30 protein-coding genes and 3 pseudogenes are annotated in these 24,667 nt (G+C 35.2%); 26 read left to right on the top strand and 7 right to left on the bottom strand.

Going from position 1 to position 24,667, the window contains the following annotated elements:
- The first annotated feature begins 41 nt into the window (after positions 1-41).
- The 7 genes from M3225_RS17340 to M3225_RS17370 all read left to right on the top strand — a co-directional run bounded on the left by M3225_RS17340 (position 42) and on the right by M3225_RS17370 (position 6,230).
- A complete protein-coding gene (locus M3225_RS17340) occupies positions 42-1,124 on the top strand; it encodes a methionine ABC transporter ATP-binding protein (protein ID WP_251395665.1) in 1,083 nt (360 codons plus the stop codon).
- On the top strand, positions 1,063-1,716 hold the full coding sequence (locus tag M3225_RS17345) for a methionine ABC transporter permease (RefSeq protein WP_116073076.1): 654 nt from the start codon (positions 1,063-1,065) through the stop codon (positions 1,714-1,716). Before M3225_RS17340 ends, M3225_RS17345 begins: the two co-directional genes overlap by 62 nt.
- Positions 1,717-1,755: 39 nt before the next feature.
- Positions 1,756-2,607 (top strand): MetQ/NlpA family ABC transporter substrate-binding protein, encoded by an 852-nt coding sequence (locus tag M3225_RS17350; RefSeq protein WP_251395667.1) that lies wholly within the window; start codon positions 1,756-1,758, stop codon positions 2,605-2,607.
- Positions 2,608-2,629: 22 nt separating this feature from the next.
- Positions 2,630-3,979 carry an LLM class flavin-dependent oxidoreductase gene (locus M3225_RS17355; RefSeq protein ID WP_251395669.1) on the top strand — a complete coding sequence of 450 codons (1,350 nt, stop codon included), beginning with the start codon at positions 2,630-2,632 and terminating at the stop codon, positions 3,977-3,979.
- 199 nt (positions 3,980-4,178) lie between these two features.
- Positions 4,179-4,925: a type I methionyl aminopeptidase gene (gene map / locus M3225_RS17360; RefSeq protein WP_251395670.1), complete on the top strand. Its 747-nt coding sequence runs from the start codon at positions 4,179-4,181 to the stop codon at positions 4,923-4,925.
- A 220-nt stretch (positions 4,926-5,145) separates the two neighbouring features.
- Positions 5,146-5,454 (top strand): DUF5634 family protein, encoded by a 309-nt coding sequence (locus M3225_RS17365; RefSeq protein ID WP_251395671.1) that lies wholly within the window; start codon positions 5,146-5,148, stop codon positions 5,452-5,454.
- Positions 5,455-6,080: 626 nt separating this feature from the next.
- Positions 6,081-6,230, top strand: coding sequence for a hypothetical protein (locus tag M3225_RS17370; protein ID WP_251395672.1), 150 nt, complete (start codon positions 6,081-6,083; stop codon positions 6,228-6,230).
- An 82-nt stretch (positions 6,231-6,312) separates the two neighbouring features.
- Here M3225_RS17370 and M3225_RS17375 read toward each other — a convergent pair whose 3' ends face one another.
- Positions 6,313-6,786 (bottom strand): YbaK/EbsC family protein, encoded by a 474-nt coding sequence (locus tag M3225_RS17375; RefSeq protein WP_251395673.1) that lies wholly within the window; start codon positions 6,784-6,786, stop codon positions 6,313-6,315.
- Between the two features lie 317 nt (positions 6,787-7,103).
- On the opposite strand from M3225_RS17375, the gene M3225_RS17380 reads away from it, so the two are divergent.
- From M3225_RS17380 to M3225_RS17400, 5 genes and pseudogenes are all read left to right on the top strand, one after another.
- The gene (locus M3225_RS17380; RefSeq protein WP_251395674.1) at positions 7,104-7,295 is read left to right on the top strand and encodes a hypothetical protein; all 192 of its coding nucleotides are present in this window, start codon (positions 7,104-7,106) and stop codon (positions 7,293-7,295) included.
- A 36-nt stretch (positions 7,296-7,331) separates the two neighbouring features.
- Positions 7,332-8,156 carry an aldo/keto reductase gene (locus M3225_RS17385; RefSeq protein ID WP_251395676.1) on the top strand — a complete coding sequence of 275 codons (825 nt, stop codon included), beginning with the start codon at positions 7,332-7,334 and terminating at the stop codon, positions 8,154-8,156.
- Positions 8,157-8,516: 360 nt separating this feature from the next.
- Positions 8,517-10,028, top strand: a complete 1,512-nt coding sequence (gene hutH / locus M3225_RS17390; RefSeq protein WP_251395678.1) for a histidine ammonia-lyase — start codon at positions 8,517-8,519, stop codon at positions 10,026-10,028.
- 49 nt (positions 10,029-10,077) lie between these two features.
- Positions 10,078-10,230: pseudogene (locus M3225_RS17395) on the top strand (hypothetical protein); the annotation flags it as partial.
- Between the two features lie 10 nt (positions 10,231-10,240).
- Positions 10,241-10,384, top strand: a complete 144-nt coding sequence (locus M3225_RS17400) for a hypothetical protein (protein WP_251395680.1) — start codon at positions 10,241-10,243, stop codon at positions 10,382-10,384.
- Positions 10,385-10,676: 292 nt separating this feature from the next.
- Here the strand turns inward: M3225_RS17400 and M3225_RS17405 are convergent, their stop codons facing one another.
- On the bottom strand, positions 10,677-11,633 hold the full coding sequence (locus M3225_RS17405) for a nucleoside hydrolase (protein ID WP_251395682.1): 957 nt from the start codon (positions 11,631-11,633) through the stop codon (positions 10,677-10,679).
- A gap of 623 nt (positions 11,634-12,256) precedes the next feature.
- Between M3225_RS17405 and M3225_RS17410 the strand changes: the two genes are divergently transcribed.
- The gene (locus M3225_RS17410; RefSeq protein ID WP_251395684.1) at positions 12,257-13,525 is read left to right on the top strand and encodes an MFS transporter; all 1,269 of its coding nucleotides are present in this window, start codon (positions 12,257-12,259) and stop codon (positions 13,523-13,525) included.
- A gap of 269 nt (positions 13,526-13,794) precedes the next feature.
- A pseudogene (locus M3225_RS17415) lies at positions 13,795-14,010 on the top strand (SAM-dependent methyltransferase); the annotation flags it as partial.
- Between the two features lie 95 nt (positions 14,011-14,105).
- On the opposite strand, the gene M3225_RS17420 reads toward M3225_RS17415, so the two are convergent.
- A complete protein-coding gene (locus M3225_RS17420) occupies positions 14,106-14,753 on the bottom strand; it encodes a YczE/YyaS/YitT family protein (RefSeq protein WP_251395686.1) in 648 nt (215 codons plus the stop codon).
- Between the two features lie 112 nt (positions 14,754-14,865).
- On the opposite strand from M3225_RS17420, the gene M3225_RS17425 reads away from it, so the two are divergent.
- Both M3225_RS17425 and M3225_RS17430 read left to right on the top strand, forming a co-directional pair.
- On the top strand, positions 14,866-15,318 hold the full coding sequence (locus M3225_RS17425) for a MarR family winged helix-turn-helix transcriptional regulator (protein WP_251395688.1): 453 nt from the start codon (positions 14,866-14,868) through the stop codon (positions 15,316-15,318).
- Between the two features lie 25 nt (positions 15,319-15,343).
- Positions 15,344-15,862: a GNAT family N-acetyltransferase gene (locus tag M3225_RS17430; protein WP_251396129.1), complete on the top strand. Its 519-nt coding sequence runs from the start codon at positions 15,344-15,346 to the stop codon at positions 15,860-15,862.
- A gap of 81 nt (positions 15,863-15,943) precedes the next feature.
- Here M3225_RS17430 and M3225_RS17435 read toward each other — a convergent pair whose 3' ends face one another.
- The 3 genes from M3225_RS17435 to M3225_RS17445 form a co-directional block, all read right to left on the bottom strand.
- Positions 15,944-16,966 (bottom strand): MFS transporter, encoded by a 1,023-nt coding sequence (locus tag M3225_RS17435; RefSeq protein ID WP_251395690.1) that lies wholly within the window; start codon positions 16,964-16,966, stop codon positions 15,944-15,946.
- Positions 16,967-16,969: 3 nt separating this feature from the next.
- Positions 16,970-17,170: a hypothetical protein gene (locus M3225_RS17440; protein WP_251395692.1), complete on the bottom strand. Its 201-nt coding sequence runs from the start codon at positions 17,168-17,170 to the stop codon at positions 16,970-16,972.
- A gap of 91 nt (positions 17,171-17,261) precedes the next feature.
- Positions 17,262-17,843 (bottom strand): DUF2087 domain-containing protein, encoded by a 582-nt coding sequence (locus M3225_RS17445; RefSeq protein ID WP_251395694.1) that lies wholly within the window; start codon positions 17,841-17,843, stop codon positions 17,262-17,264.
- A 297-nt stretch (positions 17,844-18,140) separates the two neighbouring features.
- Between M3225_RS17445 and M3225_RS17450 the strand changes: the two genes are divergently transcribed.
- Entirely contained in the window at positions 18,141-18,809 is a 669-nt protein-coding gene (locus M3225_RS17450) for a type 1 glutamine amidotransferase domain-containing protein (protein ID WP_251395696.1), read from the top strand.
- A 122-nt stretch (positions 18,810-18,931) separates the two neighbouring features.
- Here M3225_RS17450 and M3225_RS17455 read toward each other — a convergent pair whose 3' ends face one another.
- Positions 18,932-19,126 carry a hypothetical protein gene (locus M3225_RS17455; RefSeq protein WP_251395698.1) on the bottom strand — a complete coding sequence of 65 codons (195 nt, stop codon included), beginning with the start codon at positions 19,124-19,126 and terminating at the stop codon, positions 18,932-18,934.
- Positions 19,127-19,361: 235 nt separating this feature from the next.
- On the opposite strand from M3225_RS17455, the gene M3225_RS17460 reads away from it, so the two are divergent.
- The 9 genes and pseudogenes from M3225_RS17460 to M3225_RS17500 all read left to right on the top strand — a co-directional run bounded on the left by M3225_RS17460 (position 19,362) and on the right by M3225_RS17500 (position 24,604).
- Complete coding sequence (locus M3225_RS17460; protein ID WP_251395700.1) at positions 19,362-19,826, top strand: hypothetical protein; 465 nt, start codon at positions 19,362-19,364, stop codon at positions 19,824-19,826.
- 186 nt (positions 19,827-20,012) lie between these two features.
- Entirely contained in the window at positions 20,013-20,207 is a 195-nt protein-coding gene (locus tag M3225_RS17465; protein ID WP_251395702.1) for a DUF6980 family protein, read from the top strand.
- Between the two features lie 391 nt (positions 20,208-20,598).
- Positions 20,599-20,790, top strand: coding sequence for a hypothetical protein (locus tag M3225_RS17470; RefSeq protein ID WP_251395704.1), 192 nt, complete (start codon positions 20,599-20,601; stop codon positions 20,788-20,790).
- Between the two features lie 113 nt (positions 20,791-20,903).
- Entirely contained in the window at positions 20,904-21,203 is a 300-nt protein-coding gene (locus M3225_RS17475) for a hypothetical protein (RefSeq protein WP_251395706.1), read from the top strand.
- An 83-nt stretch (positions 21,204-21,286) separates the two neighbouring features.
- Positions 21,287-21,568 (top strand): annotated as a pseudogene (locus M3225_RS17480) (DUF5412 family protein); the annotation flags it as partial.
- Positions 21,569-21,826: 258 nt separating this feature from the next.
- Complete coding sequence (locus M3225_RS17485; protein ID WP_251395708.1) at positions 21,827-22,423, top strand: class I SAM-dependent methyltransferase; 597 nt, start codon at positions 21,827-21,829, stop codon at positions 22,421-22,423.
- 319 nt (positions 22,424-22,742) lie between these two features.
- On the top strand, positions 22,743-22,958 hold the full coding sequence (locus M3225_RS17490; RefSeq protein ID WP_251395710.1) for a DUF6366 family protein: 216 nt from the start codon (positions 22,743-22,745) through the stop codon (positions 22,956-22,958).
- A 386-nt stretch (positions 22,959-23,344) separates the two neighbouring features.
- Positions 23,345-24,016 (top strand): HAD family hydrolase, encoded by a 672-nt coding sequence (locus M3225_RS17495; protein WP_251395712.1) that lies wholly within the window; start codon positions 23,345-23,347, stop codon positions 24,014-24,016.
- A gap of 84 nt (positions 24,017-24,100) precedes the next feature.
- A complete protein-coding gene (locus M3225_RS17500) occupies positions 24,101-24,604 on the top strand; it encodes a GNAT family N-acetyltransferase (RefSeq protein WP_251395714.1) in 504 nt (167 codons plus the stop codon).
- The last annotated feature ends 63 nt before the right edge of the window (positions 24,605-24,667 follow it).

Raw genomic sequence — 24,667 nt, forward strand, 5'->3', positions numbered from 1 at the left:
AGGAATAGGAATCACAGTTTGAAAGAAAAGGAGGATTTCTTTTGATAAAGTTTCAACGTGTTTCAAAAGTATTCGGGAGTGGTTCAAAGAAAGTTGAAGCTCTCAAAGACATTGAATTAACCATACAAAAAGGAGACATATTTGGGATAATTGGATTAAGCGGGGCGGGGAAGAGTACACTGCTTCGAACGATTAACCTGCTGGAGTACCCGACGTCAGGTGAAGTAATAGTAGATGGAGAAAACTTAGCAAAGTTGTCTGAAGCGGAGCTAAGAAAAAACAAAAAAAGAATTGGCATGATCTTTCAACACTTTAATCTATTAAATTCAAAAACGGTGTTTGAAAATATAGCAATGCCGCTTATATTAAGTGGAAAAGCAAAAAAAGACATAAAGCTACGTGTAGAAGAGCTGCTTCATTTTGTAGGTTTAGAAGACAAAGCAGGTGCATATCCCGATCATCTGTCAGGAGGTCAAAAACAGAGAGTGGGCATTGCGCGTGCATTAGCAACAAACCCTTCTATTTTATTATGTGATGAAGCAACTTCGGCATTGGATCCGCATACAACAGAATCTATTTTGAAATTGCTGAAAAGAGTTAATGAAGAATATCAAATTACGATAGTAATAATCACACACGAAATGGAAGTCATTAAGCAAATTTGTAATCGTGTGGCTGTGATGAAGGACGGCAAGATTATTGAAACAGGAAATGTATTTGATATTTTTTCAAATCCACGTACTGAAATTGCTAAAAATTTTGTTCAGTCCGTTGTTCGAGATGACATTCCACAAAACGTGTATGAATTAGTACAAACTACAAATTCAAATCAGAAGATTTTTAAGATTAACTTTCTCGGCAGCAATTCCGGTCAATCTGTGATTTCAATCTTATCAAAGCGTTTTAATGTACAGGTGAATATTTTACTTGGAAACATTACGGAGTTACAGGGCATTCCATTTGGTCATTTAATTATTGAATTAATTGGCACGCAAGAAGAAATAGACAGAGCTGAACTATATGCACTGCAGCAAAATATAAAAATGGAAGAGGTGATTGCAAATGTTAGAAGTAAGCCAAGAGTTGATATTAGCGGCTTTGTGGGAAACACTGTACATGGTTAGTGCTTCCCTGCTTTTCGGGGCTTTAATTGGAATTCCCTTAGGGATTTTACTTGTTGTAACACGCAAGGGTCATATTCTTGAAAATCGAGTTGTTTTTTCAATTCTAAATCCTATTGTAAATGTTTTTCGTTCGATCCCGTTCATTATTTTACTTGTAGCGATTATCCCATTTACAAGGTTCGTCGTCGGAACAACTATTGGTACCACGGCGGCTATTGTCCCACTTGTTTTACATATTGGACCTTATATGGCTAGGCTCGTTGAAAATTCTTTGCTTGAAGTAAATGAAGGCATTATTGAAGCAGCGCAAGCGATGGGTGCTTCTAAAACTCAAATTGTATTCCGTTTTTTAATTCCAGAGGCCTTTCCCTCTCTTATTTTAAGCTTAACAACTGTCACAATTGGGTTAATTGGAGCAACCGCAATGGCCGGTGCTATCGGCGGCGGAGGACTTGGCGATTTAGCTATTACTTACGGCTATCAACGCTTCAGCACGATTACGATTGTAGTCACGGTTGTGCTTCTTATTATTATTGTTCAAGGTATTCAATCTTTAGGAAACGTTATAGAACGCAAGATTAGAAGAGTGTAAGAACATCTTTGAAGTAAGCTTTTTAAAGGAGAGTTATAAATGAAAAAATCGATATTCCTGCTTCTGCTGTTGTTTATCCTCACCATAACAGGATGTTCTAATTCCTCGTCCAGTGCCAATAGTAAAGAAACTAAAATTAAAGTAGGCATTCGAAGCTCCGAACTTCGGACATGGGAATTTATAAAAGAGAAAGCAAAAAAACAAGGGCTGGATATAGAACTTGTGAATTTTTCTTCAGCTTACGATCCTAATCAAGCCTTAGCTGAAGGAGAAATAGATGTAAATGCGTTTCAGCACGTTGCGTATTTGGATTCATTTAATCAAAAGAACGGAACGGATATTGTGCCAATTGGAACAACTATCATTGCACCTTTAGGCCTTTATTCTGAAAAGTATAAATCGGTAAAAGACATTCCAAATGGTGTTCAAATTGCTGTTCCAAATGACCCTTCTAACTGGGGAAGAGCATTAGTTTTGCTACAAGAAGCGGATTTAATTACAGTGGTCGAAGGCTTTGACGGTAACGGAGGAGAGGATAAAATTAAAAGCAATCCTAAACACTTAAAGATTGTTCCCGTCGATTCTGCAAGTACTCCCCGCGTCATGCAAGATACTGCGGCCTCCATTATTAACAATGGTGTAGCTGTGGAAGCGGGTCTCAGCTTAAAGGATGCACTTATTCATGAAAATAAAACAGCGAAGCCCTATATTAATGTCATCGCTGCAAGAAAAAAAGATCAGGATAAAACGTATTTAAAGAAGCTAGTAAAAGTGTATCAATCAAAAGGTACGGCTGCCTTTATTAAAAAAACATACAAAGGAAACTATATTCCGACGTTTATTAGCTTGAAGGAATTGAATACTTATAAAGAGACGTATAAAACAAAATAAAGACTAAATAGGGGATGGGAAAATGGCCAAGGAACGAAAAATGAAACTTGCCGCTTATTTGATTGGCACAGGTATGCACGTAGCTTCATGGCGTCATCCTGATTCAAAGCCTAACGCAAGTATCGACGTTTCTGTGTATCAAAAGCTTGCACAAACCGCCGAAAGAGGGAAATTTGATATCGCGTTTATTGCCGACAGTTTAGCAGTAAATGCAGAGTCACATCCTCAGATTTTGAATCGATTTGATCCTATTGTACTCATTACAGCAATGGCAGAAGCTACTGAAAAAATTGGCATTGTTGCCACATCTTCCACTACTTACAATGAACCTTATACATTAGCACGCCAGTTTGCCTCTGTCGATCATGTAAGTGGAGGAAGGGCAGGCTGGAATGTTGTGACCACAGCAGATGCAACAGGTGAAACGGCGTTAAACTTTAACCGTGATACTCATTGGGAACATGATCACCGATATGAACGTGCAGAAGAATTCATTGATGTTGTTCAAGGGTTATGGGATTCATGGGAAGATGCTGCCTTTTTATATGATAAAGAAAATGGAGATTTTTTTGATGCTAATAAGGTACATGAACTTAACTATAAAGGCAAGTATTTTTCTGTAAAAGGGCCGTTAAATATCGCTCGTTCCATCCAAGGACAGCCAGTTATTGTTCAGGCCGGTTCTTCTGAGCCGGGACAGCGCTTAGCAGCAAGAACGGCAGAAGTGGTATTTGCTCACCGAGATAACATAGAAGAAGCCAAAAGTTTTTATAAATCCCTTAAATCAAGGCTTTCTGAATACAATAGAACGGAAGCGGATTTACATATTCTTCACGGCATTTCCCCTATTGTAGGAGAAACAGAAGAAGAAGCGATTCAAAAATACAACGATTTACAAAAGCTAGTGAATCCGTATGAAGGATTAAAGTTCGTTTCTGGGTATATGGGGAACGTTGATTTTACGAAGTATACCCTTAATACTCCTGCATCAGAGGTGGAGTTTCCATCCGTGAATGGCATCCAAAGTCAGTTTGATGAAATGATAAGAATTATAGCGAAAGAAAAACTAACGGTAGGGGATCTTTATACGCGATTTTTCGGTGCTGCAAGAAGAGATAACTTTGTAGGGACCCCCATTCAAATTGCGGACGAAATGGAAAAATGGTTTCAGGAAAAAGCAGCGGACGGATTTATGCTGCAGTTTCCTTTGCTTCCAGCTGGCTTAGATGATTTTGTGAATTTTGTTGTACCAATCTTACAAGAAAGAGGTTTGTTTCGGATAGACTACGAAGGAAACACTTTAAGAGATCATTTGGAGCTTAAGAAACCTAGAAATAAGTTTGTTGGTGAAAGTGTAAGACCTATAGTGTAGAAAAGAATGCTGCCTTATAGCAGCATTCTTTTCTTTGTGAATTTAATCGGTTAAGAAACGAAAGTTTGGCATATGATAAATATCTTACTAGTCTAATTAATCGTACATTTTAGTTCTTAAAAGGTCTTTTGAAAAATCCTCATAAAAATATGATAAAATCGGATAGGATATATATTTCGAGGAAGGAAAGTGTTTTTTTATGATTATTGGTAACGAACAAGATTTAGAAAGTTTACGTAAAATTGGACGCATCGTTGCACTTGCACGCGAAGAGATGAAAAACCAAGCAAAAGCTGGTATGACAACGAAAGAGCTTGATATGATCGGTAAAAAAATATTGGATGAACACGGTGCTACTTCTGCACCTGAAAAAGAATATAATTTCCCAGGTGTAACGTGCATTAGTGTAAACGAAGAAGTGGCTCACGGTATTCCGGGAGATCGAGTATTACAAGATGGCGATTTAGTAAATGTGGATGTATCTGCCGTACTTGATGGCTATTATTCAGATACGGGCATTTCATTTGTCATTGGGCAAGACGAAGAAAAAGAAAAGCTGTGCCAAGCTGCAGTTGATGCATTTTGGGCAGCCATGAAAAAAGTAAAAGCCGGTTCAAAACAAAACCAGATTGGTCGTGCTGTATCTAACTTTGCACACCAAAACGGATATGCTGTTATTGAAAACTTAACGGGTCATGGTGTTGGCCGCAGCTTGCATGACGCTCCTAACCACATTTTAAACTATTATGATCCAATGGATAAAGCACTTTTGAAAAAAGGCCTTGTTATTGCTGTAGAGCCATTTATCTCTATGAAAGCTGATCATATCATTGAACGCGGAGACGACGGCTGGACATTTGTTACGCCGGATAATAGTCTTGTGGCGCAATGTGAACATACGATCGTTGTAACAAACGGTGAACCGATTATTTTAACGGAACTATAATCAAGTTTCACACATCTTCTTATTTCTATAGATTCCAATAACAAAAAAGCTACTTCACTTAGCAATGTGTTTTCATTGCGTTATAGTGAGGTAGCTTTTTTCTTACTATGCAATGAATTCATATTGATTTGCTTTGTTCATACAACGTTTGAAAGATAGTGTAATTGAATATGTTCAAGGGAATACTAAACATAAATCAAAATGAAAAGGGGTATAAAATGTGGAATATGTAAAAAGAGAAGCGATTATAAGTGAACTGACCCATCATATGGATGATATTTTAAGCAAATATAACCTTCAAGGCGTCTCCGTATATGAAGAAGAAGGAGAAGGTAATCACTATTATCTTGGCTACACAGCAAAAAAGAATGACCATGTGTTTATGATTAACAGACCTTATTTAAAAGATAAAGAGGGGAAACTAGCAGTAGAAAAGCAAGAATGGACCGTTCAAGGTAACGAAGGAGAAACAAATGGATATCCTTCACTTGAAGATGCATTTCAAAAAATTGATGAAATCATACATTAAATAAATGTGATGAATTTCAGTGCGGATGTTCTTCTTTGAATGCGTGAGGATGAGCAGTAGAGACGCTAATAGTTGTGTGCTTCTTTCACCTATACTATCTAAATTTTCTTTGCTTTGAAGTCTTGAAAATTACATGTAATAAAAAATTGTTTTTTAAGGTTTTACTATATAAATACGGGGTATATATATAGTACAGCAGCTATCATGCAAATGGTTGTTGTGAAAGGTTAAATACTTAGCGTATGAAGGGACTGATTAGTTTTGAAAGGCTTAACAGCGACTTCAGCAAATGTATTACCGCAAATTGAAAGTAGATATTCGTATCTCACACAAGGAACTTTGGTTATGAACCGATATACGTAACGAAAGGGCCTCACTGGGCAAACAAATGAAAGACTGAATCAACGAGAAGAAGCCTGCATCTAAAAATGTAGGCTTCTTCTTTTTTACAGCTGAAACTAAGACGCCGAATGAGTACATAACGGGTATAGATTAAGAAGTTTCACATTCAGTCAATTTTCTGTGCACGTTTTTCTTGAAAAAAGGTCATAAGTTGAAGATACTGTATATAACTATGTAAAAGAATTTTTGAGTGCAAAATAATAAATTTGCTTGAGGTGAAAAGGATGAGAAAAGCAAATAAAAGTGAATTTCTTTGGAATACGTTAGACGGCTGGCTTTTTATCCCTAGAAACATTCCTTTACTATTTCTTTTTGTATTTCTCTTAGGGGTTTCTTACTTAGGTTGGGTGAAACTGCTTCATAAGTTCGTTTAGATATACTAATAGGCTGAAACAAGAAATTGTTTCAGCCTATTGGCGTGCTGACTAATTATATCTGCACCGTAATTTACCTAGGTTATTCGTTCCATCCTTTGCACACATCAACCCATTTTAAGCATTTTGAAAATTCTTCTAGTTCGGGTATCGTTAATTCGATCGCACTATTTCCGCTTCCACAGGCAGGGAAAACGGTGATAAAACGTTTCAGAGATTCGTCTAGATACACGTTAACACCTTCATTAACGGCAAACGGACATACTCCGCCTACTGCATGACCAATCAGAGCTTCTACTTCACTTGCTCCAAGCATTTTTGCTTTGGTTCCAAATTCTTCTTTATATTTTCGGTTATCAATTTTCGCATCTCCTGCTGCCACAATCAATAAAACGGTTCCTTCTGCGTTAAAAGAAAGGCTTTTTGCGATTCTTTGCGGCTCACATTTTAAAGCTTGCGCTGCCAGGTCTACAGTAGCACTGGACTCATCCATTTCGATAATTCGATTCTCCATACCATATTGTTTGAAATATGCTTTTACTCTTTCAATCGCCATTTTTTATACCCATTCCTTTCGTTAAGTCTTGCAAATATGTATGATTGCCTTACATAAAATGCACAGTTGCTCTTTGAAGTTAAAAAATTCTATTTATTTTATATATAAAGAAATTATACACAACTTCGTACTTAAAAGCACATATTCGTTTTAATTAAAAAAGTTACATAGGTAAAGTATTTTTAGCTGGTTGAAGCAGGATTACGGAGCCCTTTGACGAATGTAACTATGTCGGCTGCGAAAACATAGGCATTAGAACGAAAGATAAATGATGAAATTGAAAAGACGTAAACGTTCTAGTGAAATGAGGAGAAGTAATGCCAAGCTTACACACTGTCGTCAGTCTTTTTAGCAGTACATGTATGGCAACGATGAGTATGATTTATTTGTTTTCCCTTGTGCCGCGCGCATGGTCTTTTAAATTTCGATTTGGAGCCATGATTGTAGGAATTCCAGTCGGTATTATAATGGGACAGGTTGCTATGCTGATTGGCTGGCACCATCATTAAGTTTCGAAATTTTTAATACAAAAGGAGACATGTAAAATGAATATTGTTACATTAAACAACGGTTTAAAAATGCCTCAGCTTGGATTTGGCGTATGGCAAGTAGAAGATAACCAAGCAGCATCTGCAGTGTCAAAAGCAATTGAAGTTGGGTATACCTCTATTGACACAGCCATGATTTATAAAAACGAAGAAGGAGTAGGTCAAGCAATTAAAGAATCTTCTATTCCTCGAGAAAAACTGTTTATTACGACAAAAGTTTGGAACAGCGACCAAGGCTATGAAAATACGCTACGTGCGTTTGATGAAAGCTTAGAACGATTAGGACTTGATTATGTAGATTTATATTTGATTCACTGGCCTACGCCTCAATATGATGAGTATGTGGAGACGTATAAAGCACTGGAAAAGCTTTACCACGATGGAAAAGTAAAGGCAATTGGCGTCTGCAACTTTGAAATTGAGCATCTGGAGCGCTTGTTAATTGAATGTGATGTAACGCCTGTTTTAAACCAAATTGAGTGCCATCCGTATCTTGCTCAAAATGAATTAAAAGAGTTTTGCGCTAAACATAATATTTTCGTGGAAGCATGGAGTCCTCTTGATCAAGGAGGAGAAGTGTTAAAAGACGAGGTCATTCAAAAAATTGCTGAAGTACATAGCAAAACTCCGGCTCAAGTTGTACTGCGCTGGCACTTACAGAACAACACAATTGTCATTCCTAAGTCTGTAACGCCATCTAGAATAGAAGAAAACTTTAACGTATTTGATTTTGAACTTACTGCTGATGATATGGCAGATATTAATGGATTAAACCGAAATCGCCGCAAAGGTCCGCATCCAAGTGATATGAACGTCCGATAACGTTTAAAGAAATAAGAATGTGCAGCCGTGAATAATCGCTGCTATAAGAAATAATGAGTTTATTTCAGACTATTTAAAATTTTCTTAAAAGACAATTGACAAATGATCAATTCAGCGTAATACTTAGTGTAGGTACCCTAGTTGCTTTAAGTTGTATAGCTTAAAGTGTATAGTGATTTAGTCATTTAGCGATTGTTTGTATGTATAAGTTGAAAGGCTGATTAATAATAAAAGCCCATAGTGTAAGTAGGCTAGTTTATAGGGGGCTATATCAAAAGGAGCTTGTTTCCTCTTTGATATAGTCTCTTTTTGCGTTCAAAAAGAAAAAGTAGTCTACAGTTTAACAAGGGAGCGGGTATGATGTTTATTCAAATCGATGGAAATTCATTAACGTTCGACCAAATTTACAAAGTTATTTACCAAGGATACTCCGTGAAAATTAGCGATTATGCAGTTGAACATATACAAAAAAGCAGAACATTAGTTGAAGAGAGCATGACGAACAACAGCGTAATTTACGGAGTCAATACGGGATTTGGAAAGTTTAGCGATACGGTTATTTCAAAAACAGACTTAGCTGATTTGCAAATTAACCTGATTCGCAGTCATGCCTGCGGACTGGGAGAACCATTCCCTTTAGATATAAGCAGAGTCATGCTGCTTTTACGAGCGAATGCATTAGCGAAAGGGTATTCTGGCATACGTCTGGAAACCTTGCAGCTGCTTATTGATTGCTTAAACCAAAATGTAGTACCGGTTATCCCAAGTCAAGGTTCACTTGGAGCTAGCGGTGACTTAGCTCCATTATCACACCTAGCGCTGCTGTTAGTTGGAGAAGGAGAAGCTGTATATAATGGTCAGCGAATGCAAGGAGAAGAAGCTTTAAAGCTAGCGGGGCTTGAACCAATACAATTACAAGCGAAAGAAGGGCTAGCTTTAATTAACGGCACTCAGGCAATGACCGCTGTAGGAATAGTTTCGTACTTTGAAGCTCAAAAGTTAGCTAATCTTGCTGATAGAATTGCAGCTTTAACATTAGAAGGCCTCCAAGGCATTGTAGAAGCATTCATGCCTGAGTCTCATTCGGTAAGACCTTATCCCGAACAACAGCAGGTAGCTGCACGAATTCTTTCATACTTAGAAGGCAGTCAATTAACTACTTCTCAAGGTCAAATAAGAGTGCAAAATGCTTATTCACTCCGCTGCATTCCTCAAGTTCATGGTGCTATTTATCAAGTTTTAAATTATGTAAAGGAAAAACTGTTAATTGAAATTAATTCAGCAACTGATAACCCACTCATCTTTGCCGATAGCGGAAAAGTGATTTCTGGAGGGAACTTCCACGGACAGCCCATTGCGTTTGCTATGGGTTTTCTAGGAATTGCAATGGCGGAGCTTGGGAACATTTCTGAACGGCGCATCGAACGAATAGTGAACCCTCAGCTTAGTGGGCTGCCAGCATTTTTAAGTGCAGATCCAGGTTTGGAATCCGGGCTTATGATCGCTCAATACGCTGCTGCTTCATTAGTTTCCGAAAGTAAAGTGTTAGCGCATCCATCAAGTGTCGATTTCATCCCATCTTCAGCGAATCAAGAAGATCATGTCAGCATGGGAACGACTGCTGCACGTCACGCTTATCAAATTATCCAAAACACACGAAGAGTTCTATCGATTGAAGCAATTTGTGCATCTCAGGCAGCCGATATTCAAGGGGTGGATAAACTCGGTTCAGAAACGAAAAAAATTTATTCAAGAATTAGAAAAAACGTACCGACCATTACTAAAGATAGAATTTTCTCACGTGATATTGAGGCGTTAGCAGCTGATTTCAAAACTTTTGTGCAAGATACTAATCATGAACTAGCGCTTTAATAAAAAGTTAGCTTAACAGTTTTTCATTTTTATAGAGGAGGAAAATGAAATGGAGACAAAACAAAGTGGAGTCAAAGCACCTCGTGGAACAGAACTAACAACAAAGGGATGGGTACAGGAAGCTGCTCTTCGTATGCTTCTGAACAATTTAGATTCGGAAGTAGCGGAGCATCCGGGAAAATTAGTTATATACGGAGGAATTGTTTGAAGCGGTGTACATCGCCGGGAGTCATCCGCTTGTTCAAGCAATGGATACTGTATGTCTAGACCCGCTGCGTGATGTAAGAGAAATTACCGTGAAAGCAGGCGCACATATATTTTTGGATTTTTTAACGGGCGTTGCAAACAAAAAGTAAGGAAGTATGTTTCCTTACTTTTTTTATATGGCTATTTTTATAGGATTAATAAACAATTGTTGAGAGCGGTATAAAATAACTTTGGAAGTGTGTGTGGATTTTTGCAAATATATTTTTACTAAAATAAACGATTTATATTGTTTTTGTTTGATGACAGGTGTTATTGCCGCTTCAATCATTACTGTAATGCTCAATTAAAAAGCGGAAAAAATAGCTAGATAGTATGAATAAAAGTAAGACAGCACCAGCAAGTCGCGAACTCTGCTATGGTGCTGCCTCACTTTTATAAAGTCTATTTTCTAAATGAACACTGCGAAGCTGAATATGATTTAAGAGCTTCTAGCATTAGATTCCAAAACCCGTCTACATCAAGGGTTAAACCAAATTTCGCATTGGGTTTCCTTCCTGTCACTCCAAGCAAATCAACTAAAGTCGTTCCAGCGGTGTATTCTCCGCGTGTTTCTACTACAATATTAACTTCTTTTAGCGTAAATAGTTCTGGAGCCACACAATAAGCAACGGTCAATACATCGTGAACGGGAGGGCCATCAAAGCCAAATGTTTCTTTATAGGTAGATTTAAAAAATGCTAATAGTTCACCGACCTTTTTTGCTGCGTTATTATCAATGTTCATCACTTGGTTAATAACATCATCTGTTGCAACGGCTTGATGCGTAATATCTAACCCCATTACTACCAGTGGAATGCCGCTATCAAACACTTTTTTAGCCGCTTCTGGATCTGCCCAAATATTAAACTCGGCCGTTGGCGTCCAGTTCCCGAATGTTCCACCGCCCATAAGGATAATCTCTTCAATGTTATCTTTAATTTCTGGAGCTTTTATTAAAGCTAAGGCAATGTTTGTTAAAGGACCGGTAGGCAAAAGCGTAACGGGATCTTCTGACTCTTTTACGATTCTCACAATGGTATCTACTCCATGTTCATTACTCCAGCTGCAAGACAGAGGAGGGAACTCGGGGCCATCTAACCCTGAGTCACCGTGTATGCTAGGCGCGTTTTCACGCTTGCGAATCATTGGTTCGCTTGCTCCTTTTGAGACAATCACGTTATGTAACGATATCAAATCACACACCTTTAAAGCATTCATCGTCGTTTTTTCAATTTCTGCGTTTCCTGAAACAGTTGTAATCGCTAAAATATCTAATTCTGGTCGGGCGGCAGCTAAAATAATCGCAATAGCATCATCATGACCTGGATCACAGTCCATAATAATCTTTCTTTTTTTCATTATGATCACCTCTATACAATGGGGAAATTACCGTTATTTTTGCAGGAAATTTATTCTTTCTAAAATAGTATTTTGTTATATTTATAAATTGAATTTTTTTATCTTTCTTCCCGCTGCCTTTATAAAGAAGATGAAACTAACATTTCGTGATATACATTTTCTGTAAAACAGCTTTATTAATGCTATTTAATCGTTGAAAAAAACCAATTATCACTCGAAATGTAATATGATTATATCATAATTCAGAAAATTAAATGCTTTTACATAGGCACGAAAATGGCTTGTACTGTATATGAAGAACGTAAAATAAAAGAAAGGGGAAGTGTACAATTCTATTTAGGCTGGTTGTTTATAAATAAATACAAGGTAGCCTATTGTGTCTAATAGAGAAGAAAACAGCCAACATCGTTATGGCGTTTACATCACAAAAGACCATACCCCCATTGAAAAGTAAAGTTTAAAAACTTAAAATATGATAAGAAAGGAAAAACAAATATAAAAAGTGCTGCCTGTAATAATCTCTTATTCGTTAAAGACCCTAATTCTATCAATATCATCATCTCTTAAAAAGCTTCTAATAACGTTTCTACGCAGAAAAATTATACATGAGAGGATCTGTCAAAATGAACAAACAGGAAAGTAGTTACAGATGGGTTGTTTTTGGAACCGCTTTACTAGCATATTATTTGATTGTCAGTCAAAGAACAGCCCCTGGACTTATTACCGAGCAGTTAATGAAAGATTTTCACGTTTCAGCATCTGTTATAGGATTAATGACTAGTATACAATTTTTAGCATATGCAGGTCTTCAGATTCCTATTGGCTTACTTTCTGACCGGTATGGTCCGAATCGATTTCTTATCATAGGATCGCTTTTAACTGGAATAGGAAGTCTCATCTACAGCACGGCTCCTAATGAATATGTGTTAATTTTCTCTCGGCTGCTAGTCGGTACGGGAGACTCAATGATTTTTGTTAATTTAGTGTTGATCTTAAGTCAGTGGTTTAAGGGAAATGAATTTGTAAAGCTATTAGGTTTAATTGGGTTAGTAGGAAGTGTAGGTTCATTATCTGCTACCGTGCCTTTATCTATGTGGATTTCATTTTCAGGCTGGAGAATTCCTTTTCTTAGCATAGGTCTAGTTTTAATGGCGGTATCCTACCTGCTTTATTTCGTTTTAGTAATAAAACCTAAACGATTATTTCAAGATAATGCTAAAGCAAATAAGTCCTCTGCTAAGATTCAAGAAAGTGTATGGGCGATCCTAAGGAGGATGATGACAACTCGTCAAGCATGGGCAACATTTCTTTGTCATTTTGGTGTAGTCGGTACATATATCGGTTTTATTGGCTCCTGGGGAGTTCCTTATGGAATGAATGTATTTCATTTATCTCGAGCCGATGCAAGTCAGCTTATTATGTATGGTTTGTTTGGCGCTATGATTGGTGGACCTCTAATCAGCTGGGTGACAAGTAGATTAAGCTCCATTAAAAAAATCTATTCACTTGTTCACCTTATTGTGGTACTTAGCTGGGCTGGATTACTAGTATCGGGCGTGAAACCCTCATTCATTCTCGTAGTTATTTTACTTTTTATCATCGGCTTTGGAAACGGCGCAAGCGCTTTGACATTTGCTGTAGTACGCCAATCTTTTTCAGTAAAAGAAGTAGGGGTTGTATCAGGTTTTGCCAATATGGGAGGCTTTTTAAGCGCTGTATTATTACCTAGTATTTTCGGAAATGTCCTAGATTTATTCCCTGAGCGTTCTCTGCACGTCGGGTATCACTATGCTTTTATAATTCCAATTTTGTTTTCAATGATGGGGTTGTTAGGTGTCTTACTAATTAAAGAAAAGGGAAAAAAGGAGCATAAGGTGCTGAATGCTTCTTAATTCATAATGACTACCATATTTACAGTGCAGAAAAATTCGGTTCTTTATTATGAGGTCCATTTTTATACTTTCAAGCAGGCAGAAGATAATCGCTTTTATAAGTGGTTATCTTTTTTTAGTCTATACCATTTTTTAGATTCATATAGAGCTATACTTCTAAAAACAATATCATAGCTAAGCGTTCTATTCCAAACAGATTTTACTCATATCAGTAATACAAAAGTTTTATAAGACAGCACTATTAGAATTTGCTACTTAAATAAAGAGCTTTTAACATCGTCTTTTGTAAAGAAGAGTTTCCTGTGCAGAGATTTTATGATATTGGGGCGCTAGTTTTTTATCTAAAAACAATTCCTTGGCAAGTTCCTAATTTTGATATAAAAACACATATCATCGGATTGTATAACATACATCAAATTATACAGTCTAAAGGTTTTTTTGACGTAGAACAACATCGTTTTACATTAAAGCAGAGGCAAAAATAAATAGTGTAAGCGAATCACACATGAAAATCGGATCTCTAACTGGAGGTCCGATTTTTATATGTGAATGATGATTGTACATAAAAGCTCCATTTCAGTTATGTAATGGAACGTTTATGATCTTTAGTATGATTTTGTGAGGCACGAGGGTTGGTTAATATGCAGTCTACTGCTTTTTTAGTGATCGGCATAAAGAAATTAAGCAGCACGCCGCCTAAAAACACAGTTAATAACGTTCCAACACCAATTGGTCCGTTTAAAATCATTGCAGCTAGTAAGAATGTGAGGTAAATAAATGTTCTTGAGAGAAATAAATTTGTTTTAGCTAGTTTTTGTATGATTAATGTTAAGCGGTCAATCGGAATGGGTGCAAAATTTGTATGTAAATAGGCTGAGGTTCCGACTCCTATAATAATTAAACCGATTCCAAAACAACATACTTTGCTGTACCACATTTCAAAGGGAGCCCAATTCTGTAATAAAAAAAGCCATATATCGATACCAAGACCCGTTATGAATGCGGTCAACAATCCCAGTACTTCTGGCTTTTGTCTGCTTAAAAGGGAATTACCACAAATTAAAATACAGGCAAGTATGATTTCCCAGCTTCCAACGCTAAGACCTACGTTTAGTGATAGTCCCACTAAAAGTGCATCAAAAGGTGAAGCCCCTAGGTTGGATTGTATCGTTAAAGCAATTCCAAGAGTTAATAGTAAAATTCCTCCTGCATAAACAACATACTTCACTGCCATCATCCCCTTTATTATTTTTTGTTGCAAATGCAACTATTTTAAGGTACATTAAATTTATATTATTTTTATTGTATTTGCAACAAAAATATGTACAAAGGAGTCATTTATGAGTGAAATTCTGCGGGAAATTGGAATGATAGCAAGAGCATTGGATTCAATTAGCAATATAGAATTTAAAGAATATGACCTGACAAAAGGGCAGTATTTGTATTTAGTACGCATATGTGAAAATCCCGGAATCATTCAGGAAAAGTTAGCTGAAATGATAAAAGTAGATCGAACAACAGCGGCTCGTGCTATAAAAAAGCTTGAAATGAATGGTTTTATTGAAAAGAAAGGAGATCTCCATAATAAAAAAAATAAAAACCTTTTTCCAACTGAAAAAGGGAAGAACGTATATCCGTTTATAAGAAGGGAAAATGATTATTCGGATAGAGTGGCATTAGAAGGTTTTACCCAAGAAGAAGTAGATACCATTTTTAAGCTGATTCAAAGAGTAAGAAAAAATATCGAAACAGACTGGGAGTTTGTCAAAAAAGGAAACAAGAGAAATTATTAACGATGTAAAGGAGAGGCGTGTGTCAATGACGATGCATATAAAAAAGTGTACTCTTGAAGATATAGAAGATCTTCAAGAAATAAGTTATAAAACATTTTATGAGACATTTAAAGATCAGAATTCACAAGAAAATATGAATGCTTATTTGGAAAAAGCATTTACAGTCGAACAGTTAGAAGAAGAACTGTCAAATACTTCCTCTCGATTCTTCTTTATTTATTTTAATCATGAAATTGCAGGCTATTTAAAGGTCAATACAGATGACGCACAGTCTGAAGAGATGGGGGAGGAAGCGCTTGAAATTGAAAGAATTTATATAAGTAACAACTTTCAAAAACAGGGGCTTGGTAAACATCTATTCAATAAAGCGTTAGAGATAGCAACGAATCTTAATAAAAAGAGAATTTGGTTAGGTGTATGGGAAAAAAATAAAAATGCGATTGATTTTTATAGGAAACAGGGGTTTGTTCAAACTGGATCTCACTCTTTTTATATGGGAGATGAAGAACAGATAGACTTCATCATGGTTAAAACACTTCTATAATTTTTAAAGGTAAATAAAGCACAATAAGGATTATTCACTAACGTAGCCGGTAAAGAATAATCCTTATTACATACAGAGATTTTATAAATTTTTCAAGGCTGATGCTTTTAGGGTAAGCAGTAAGCTAAATAATACAACTACTGTGCCAGCACCCAGGAGAATGAAATTAACGCCAATATTCATGCTAAGAAGAATGGAAACTAGCCCGTAAGATAGGGGAATAAGCCTGGTAGAAACCATTGTATTTATACTCATTACTCTTCCTATTATAGCTTGAGGTGTCTTTTCTTGTATTAAACTGACTATAGAGATATTGATGCCTGATACACAACATCCAATTACAAACAACATAACAGCAGCTAGCCATAGATTTATTGCCTGGCCCAATGCCGTAAGCAGCATCCCTTCTGAGAAAATAAAAAGAATGGCAAGTTTTCCTCTGTTCCTTTTCACATTTAACCAGGCCATAATGGCAGCTTCTAACAGCATTCCACTAGCAAAAGAACTTTGTAAAGCACTCAAGTAAAAGGCATTTCCTTTAAAACGACTCTCTGCCAGAATAGGAATACTTAATACAAGCGGGCCAATAAAGAAAAAATTCACAACGATAAATGTTCCTATCACAGTAAGAAGAAATGCTGAACTCTTAACATAATGAATTCCTTCACCTAAATCCTTTAAAAGGGATGTTTTTTGAGGATTTAATGTCTTTTGTTCTTTAATAAAATGTAACAAAAATGTACTTAATAGAAGCGTAAAGGCAATGATTAGAAAGATAGTTGAGTATGAAAAAAGTGAAAGAAGAGCAGCAGCTAAAGCTGGTCCAAGCATAACAGAAAGTTGATTCGTTGTTTGTATGACTGAATTTGCTCTAGTTAGCTGGTCTTTGGGAACAATGCTTGGTACAATCGAATCTCTAGCTGACCAAAAAAAGGCGTCAGATGCTCCAAATAATAACGCAAATACAAATAATGCAGAAAAAGATAATGCATGATTTATATAGAACATAGCCATCAAAAGTAGTATCAAAAACCTTGTGAATAAAGATAAAAATATAATTCTAGATCGTCGGTATTTATCTGCGGCTATCCCGCCTATAACCATTAGTCATACTCTTGGAAGTGTAGTAGCTATCAAGATAATTCCTAGTGAGCTCTTTACGTGTAAGTAATTGATTACATACCACTGTTCAACGGTTACATACGTGGAGATAGAAATGCTTGAAAACGTGCTTGCCACCCATAGATAAATAAACTTTCCGTGCCACACACTCGTTGGACCGTTAGCTTCTTTCATTTTGTAAATCACATTCTCACCTCCACTTCATTCGAAATAGCACAGGTTAATTAGATATATATCAAATTAGAAAGCTTAAAAAATGAACGTTTTTACGTCCATTTTAAAAAATAACGGGCCACATCTCTTTCGGATTTAACTCGTATTCTCCATTTTGCCTATACATAAAATGCTGCATAATTAACTCTCTGCGAATAGTTGCAAAATCTTCATGATATCTTTTTATATATTCATTTAAATCTTTTTCTGGATACGTTTTTCCATGCTGTAAATCACGTATTAAATAAGCTAATATCACGTTCTTTTTCTTTCTTTGGCTCGGAATGATTTTTAAAGTGCCATCACTATTTATGAAGTTTTTAACAATCGATAATTTGTCTTTATCCTGTAAATAATTATCTTGATTTTCCATCGATTCATCTCCAATCCTCAAGATAGCTTTTGAGTTATATTCAAGCCTTTCAAGATCTAGATAAAAATAGATGATGTTCCCTTGTCTTCTTTGATAAATGATCCCCACATCTCTTAGCTTTGAAATATGATGAGTAATAGTTGAAGGTTGTAACGCCAGTTTATAAGCAATTGCTTGCCCGTGAAGAGGTCCTTTTTTTAATAGTGAAATAATTCTAATTCTGGTAAGGTCACCAACGGCTTTATGGTAATTCACCAACTTATCTAGTTGCATAGGTTAATACCTTCTTTCTCTAATTCGATATTAATCGAATTAGATGTATATGTCAAAAAAATGAAAATATTTAAAGTGATCACTTGTCACATTGTACATATATAAAAGCTGCTTCGCATGATCTGCAAACTTTTTTAAAAAAGAGACTATTTCTTCGTATAATTCACTCATTACTTATTATAAAGAAAAAGTTAACATTTTTTCAGCAAATGATACCGGGGAAGATATTTAAAGAGATAAATGAATTGTTGAAGATACATGTATGTAAATAATAAATGAAAAAGGAATGAGTAAATCATGACAGGGAATTCAAAAATTTTGATGGTTGTTACAAAAGGACATACGATGGAAAACGGAGAGCTTGCTGGCATTTGGCTTACAGAATTCTCCGAAGCATATTTAGAATTTCAGAAAAAAGGATATGAAGTAGTCGTAGCAAGTCCAAAAGGAGGAACATCACCAGTGGATCCTAACAGCTTAACAGATGACGTGACGGACGAAGACAAAGAAGCAGGAAAGCTTTTAGAGAACACAAAATCATTAGCTGATATAAGCTCAAAAGATTTTGCCGGTATGTTTGTACCTGGAGGACATGGAACGATGCTTGATTTTCCAGACGATACGAACTTACAGCGTTTGCTAACAGAATTTGCTGAAGATGATAAACTGATTGCAGCGGTATGCCACGGACCAGTAGCTCTTGTAGGCGGAAAACTAAAAAATGGTGAGCCAATTGTAAAAGGAAAGCGTATTACAGCGTTTACTGATTCAGAAGAGAAAGATACAACGTTAGATAAATACATGCCGTTTCTTCTCGAAACAAAGCTTCGTGAGTTAGGAGCTGAATTTATTACAAAAGATAATTGGACAGATCATATTGAAGTAGATGGAAAGCTGTTAACAGGACAAAATCCACAGTCTACAATTAGCCTAGCAAAAGAATTTGTGCGTGCTTTAAACGCGTAAAAGTAAGTATAACCTTAATGGGGATGTCTCATGATTGTTTGAGGCATCCCCATTTTCTTTAAGTTGAAATAAAAGGGGGATTAAGGAAAACAAAAAGGGCGGCTATCTATACAGCTACCCTTTTATTTATTAGAAGATTTATTTCTGAAAATGTATGTAGTAATTCCTGTCACAATCATAACAGCTACAATACAAATGATCAGACGCACAATCTGTGTCACAAAGATATTATCTGCAATGCTCATGTTTTTTGTTAGAATTAACGTTCCATAAGCAGCTAAAACAGATAAAAACATATTAACGATACGTTGAGCCATGTTGTCGTTACTCCTTTCGCTTCACTACTTTACACTTTAACATATGTGTTCGCTGTAAAAAATATCGAATTACAAGTATGTCAGAAAATCAGCACCTAGTAAAAGAATCCACTTGTAAGGAAGTAGCTGATATCATATTAGTTATGACGACTAAACGCAGTCCAGAGAAGGAAATGAGATTTCTTTAGTCGAAGTTACTATGCTTATATTATTTTTTTAGATAGGTGGGAAAAGCTTGTTTGATAAATTGAAAAAGCTATTTATGGATAAACAGGATCAGGAAGCAGATGACAAATACATTTTAGTCCTTGAGAGTGAAATAAATGAGAATTTAAAAAGAGATATAGTGAAGTTGGAAGAAGTAGGAGAGGCATACAGCGAAAGTCTTCACCACAAATATAGAAATAAATTTGAACATGATGGTAAGCAGAACTTAAAAATATGGGTGTGTCGAGATATTGATGGCGACCAACTACCAAATCTAAGTTCGGAGCAGTGTCTGGAAAAAGAATATCGTTCCCAAGTGGCAATAAACTTTGATGGGTTTACAGATGAAGAAGATGCATACGTTCATTACATCCAATTGTGGTATTACTTTAGTGGGTATTTTAAAGGGACAGGCACTTTGTATGATTTGTCAAAAAATCATTTAGAAGCTGATATTGAAGAAAAGTTAGAAGAATTACTTAAACGAGTATAAATTTCTACTTAGCACTGAGATTATTTGTTAGTACATAGGGGGAAGGAATATGAGGAGGCGGCCAGAGCTAGAAATAGAAACAGTAGCGGCCCCACCCAACCGGTAAGGAAAATTATCGTACTCCAGATGACCACTGTTCAGCTTACCGAGAAAAGTAACAATGACTATATAGTAAGGAGAAAACAAATGAAAAAGCATTGCTGCGATTATATGGATTACCATGTGAACTTTACGTGTGATATTCATAGCGATCCATTTGAGTGTCCAGATAACCTTATCTTATTTGATAAAACGAACAAGGAATACAGTTTAATTATCCATGATGGTGGTTCATCAATTATCGGAATTTCATTTTGTCCATGGTGTGGTACGAAACTATAAATTAAGATTGAAGAAGTATCTTTCGCTTGATGCTCTTCACTTTTGGAATGGGGGATTAGGCTTGATTTTTCGTTATCTTGCTATGTTATCAGGATTGGGAATAGCTCTATTAAATCTTTTTGATCCTATACATCAAGGGACTACGCGCTGGTTAATGGTTATCTGTGGGTTATTAATATGTATTAGCCATTTAAAATTCATCTTAGATAAGAAGTTAAAAAGAACAGATAATCAAAAGAAGACCTATTAATAAGAGTTTTTTTGATTTCGTACTGTTGATAAACAGTATTATGTAAACAAAAAAACCATAGAATGTGTAGTAGAGAAATAAAAAAGAAAATTATATGTTATAATAATCATTAATATCCAAATAAAGGAACTTAATGTTGTTATGAACCGTAAATTTAACTCTCTATTTATAGTCTATCCTGTTGTTTTATTTGTAGTACGTACTGGTTTTTCTATTTTGAAAAACAGCGCTGCGGAATCTATCTATGAGACGTTAGCTATACTTGCCATGTATTACTTTACAGTAAGTGTTTTCTATTCGATTGACCTGTATATGCAAAAGAAAAATAGTTAATAGATTAGAAAAAGGGATTTTGGTTCAAGTCACTATGAGTTATGATTAATTATTTGTGAAATGGAACTATATTGATTAGTAAATTTGAAATAATAATAGAGAGGAATATACTAATGCTTGGGGAACCATTTACGCTATTAAGGCCTATTTATTATCTGATAGCAGTTTTTTCAGTATGCAACTTTGTATATATAATTTTCCTGAGAAATAAAGTCAAGGCAAGTAGTTATGTAGTCGTAAATCCTTTTTTCTTTCTAATAATTGCAGCAGCCTTATTGTTTCAAGAAGACATCATTGTAGATGAATTTAATCGTTCAGGTGATTCTGTAACCGTTTATTTAACTATATTGTTAGGAGTTTTATTTATAGCTACTTTCATTTTTCAAAGAAAGAAAATGAAAGATAAAAATTGAAAAAAGTATATATAATCATTTTTGCTGCAGTAGCATCGTGTTTAATTATCGGTTTTACTATATGACAACTATTTTTTAACCCGCAGCATTTACCTTCCGGTGACTATATTTCGCAGAGTACTTCCTCCAATGGAAACTACACGGTGAAAATATATCAATCAAACGGAGGAGCGACGACGGGCTTTGCTATAAAAGGAGAAGTTACATACAATAACAAAACCTTTAATAAAACTAAAAACATTTATTGGAATTATCCTCAGGAAAAGGCCTCAGTAAAGTGGGTTAACCATGATACGATCAACATTAGCGGTCACATATTAAATGTCAAAAAAGATACGTTTGATTTTAGATATGAGGATGAATAGAAAAGGGTAAATAACTGATAAAACATAAAAGTCTTTTTTAAAGAACTTTTATGTTTTTTATTTTCGCTAACATGTTTATGATCACCTGCTTTTTTAAAGTTTTTGTTTATTCTCTATCTTTACCACACAGTAAACTATAATTTGATGAGAATTTCATTTTACTATGTGATAAAAAAACAATAGAAGTTTAATCTTGGCTATAATGAGTCCTATATAGCTTTAACGTTTAATAAATAGAACTAAGGAAGTGAGAGAAACATGGAAAATAGTGTTTTTGAAAGAATTGCAAAAAGGTATGATTCGGAAGAACGGATTGAATTAGCTAAAATTATCGTGAAGGAAGTAAGAACAGAATTATCAAAAAGTGAATCAAAATCTTTAATAGACTATGGGAGCGGTACAGGCTTAGTTAGCTTAGAGTTATCGGATTTAGTTGACTCTGTTTTGTTGGTTGATTCATCTCAACAAATGCTGGAGGTAGCGAAAGCTAAAATTTCTCACAAAGGAATCACGAACTCAAAAGTCCTTTGTTCAGATTTCACTGAAGAAACTCCTGAACTCAAGGCAGATATAGTTTTAATGTCATTAGTCCTCCTTCATATCCCAAATACTAAAAAAATCTTACAAGAATTATTTAATATTTTAAATGATAACGGGAAGCTAATTATTGTTGATTTTGATAAAAATCTTAGCATTAGTCATCCGAAAGTTCAGAATGGTTTTTTACATAATGAACTGAAAGAACTATTAGCTGAAGTTGGGTTTAAATCAATAAAAATAAAGACCTTCCATCATGGTCATAAAATCTTTATGAATCAAGATGCTTCTATGTTTATTTCTAGCGGTATAAAGTAATTCTTCAATATAGGAGCCTGTAATTTTATAGAATTTATGATTGGGTGAAAGACTTAACAATTTAGAGAATAAGAGCATTTTGGGAATTATGTTATTGATAATAAAGGTTCCGTTAGAGCTAATGTATGTATTAATTCAATAAACATTAAAAAAGATCTTCCATTGAAGGTTCTTTTTTACGTTTATTTAACATCCAGCATGTTAAATAAACGTTTATATCCTATACAAGAATAGAATTACGATGACCTTTAAGTTTAAATCCTTTAATTACCATCTTAACAATAATATGTTATAATGTTTTAAAAATGGTGGTGTGACAATGAGCGAAAATAAAGAAGCACCTGAAAAAAGAAGAGAGAGGCTGAAACAAGAAGAGTTAAATAAAAATCCAGCGGGGAATATTAATGATGCATTTAACAGAAATGAAGCCGGAAACCTATCTGGTTTAGCAGGCAGCTTAGGATGGAAGGGGCTAGGTATACTTATTGCTATAATAATTATAGGTTTTATCGTTGCGTCATTATTTTTGAAATAATATCAGGTTTATAAATTAAAAGTACTGGAGGCGCTATTTTGAAAAGTTATGTAGTGTTTATTAGTAGTTTTATAGTGTTAATGTTTGCTTTTCAAATTCTTTCCGGGCTATTTCTTACGCTTACATATGTACCTGAGCCTTCACAGCATTTGAGTAGCTCAACGGTCAGTATTTTCTCTTTTAATTATCCATTTTTTAGTTCTACTATAACAGCGACTTTTTCATTTATTATTTCAAAAAAATATGTAAAATTAAAAAGAGCACCTATAAATAAGTAGGTGCTTTTCTGTGCTGAGAACAGTGATTACTGTTTTTAATAGTTTTTTCCTTTTTATGGTAGTATATATAGATGCGTATTCAGTACTTTTGAAAGAGGGAGATAATTAATGTTGCAATCACTGATTTTTGATATGGATGGAACGCTGTTTCAAACAGATAAAATTTTAGAATTATCACTTGATGATACCTTTAACCATTTGCGTACACTCAATCAATGGGACGCTGGCACTCCTATTGATAAGTATCGTGAAATCATGGGTGTACCGTTACCCAAAGTATGGGAAGCTTTATTACCTGATCATTCAGATGAAATAAGAAAGTATGCGGATGACTATTTTTTGAAAAGCTTAGTTGATAATATAAGAAAAGGGAAAGGTGCTTTATATCCTAATGTAAAAGAGGTTTTTAGCTATTTAAAAGAAAATAATTGTTCCATTTACATAGCAAGTAACGGTTTAAAAGAGTATTTAAAAGCGATTGTAGACCATTACGATTTGAATAAGTGGGTGACAGAGACATTTAGTATCCAACAAATTCAAACTCTCGATAAAGGAGATTTAGTCCACACGATTATAAAGAAATACGATATCAAACATGCAGCCGTAGTAGGAGACCGCCTATCTGATATAAATGCTGCAAAAGATAATAGTTTAATGGCAGTGGGGTGCAATTTTGATTTTGCTCAGGAAGCTGAGCTTGCGCAGGCTGATGTGGTAATAGATGATTTAATGGAGCTAAAAAACATTGTATCTAAAAGAAATAATAGTTTGTCAGTCTAATAGATCCTTAAATATCATCCTAAAGCAAAAAATATTTATTGATCTTCACTATTTGTTGAATTCCTAAAAAAGGAGAATAATTTAATGTTGAACATCCGTATAGCTCATCCAGAAGATGCCGAAAAAATTGTTGCCATAAAAAAAGATATAGTTATGAAAAATGATTGTCTTCTTCGATTACCTGAGGATAAACAAGAAACAGCAGATGAATATCGAAAAAAAATGCAAAAGAAAAAAGATAATGGTGGATTAACATTAGTTATAGAATGGAAGGATGAAGTTATTGGATTCCTTTCTTTTTCCAGATCTTCTTATAAGCGTTTGTATCATACTGGTTCGTTTGGTATTAGTGTGAAGCCGGAATGTTCGAACTTGGGTGCTGGAACTAAGTTACTATCTTATTTAATAAAATGGGCAAAGGAGCAAGAGGGGTTAGAAAAGATAAACTTGGATGTATTCTCAAACAATAAACCAGCTATCCACTTATATCAAAAATTAGGGTTTAGAGAAGAAGGGAAACAAGTAAACCAGATTAAATTAAAAGATGGTTCCTACGCTGATATAACCTTTATGTCGTTGTCTTTATAAATTTCTCGATAAAATTCTTCGTATTAACTGATTTTGTACATGATAAGCAAAAGGATGGACCTT

The organism is Priestia aryabhattai (assembly GCF_023715685.1).
Classification (GTDB): domain Bacteria; phylum Bacillota; class Bacilli; order Bacillales; family Bacillaceae_H; genus Priestia; species Priestia aryabhattai_B.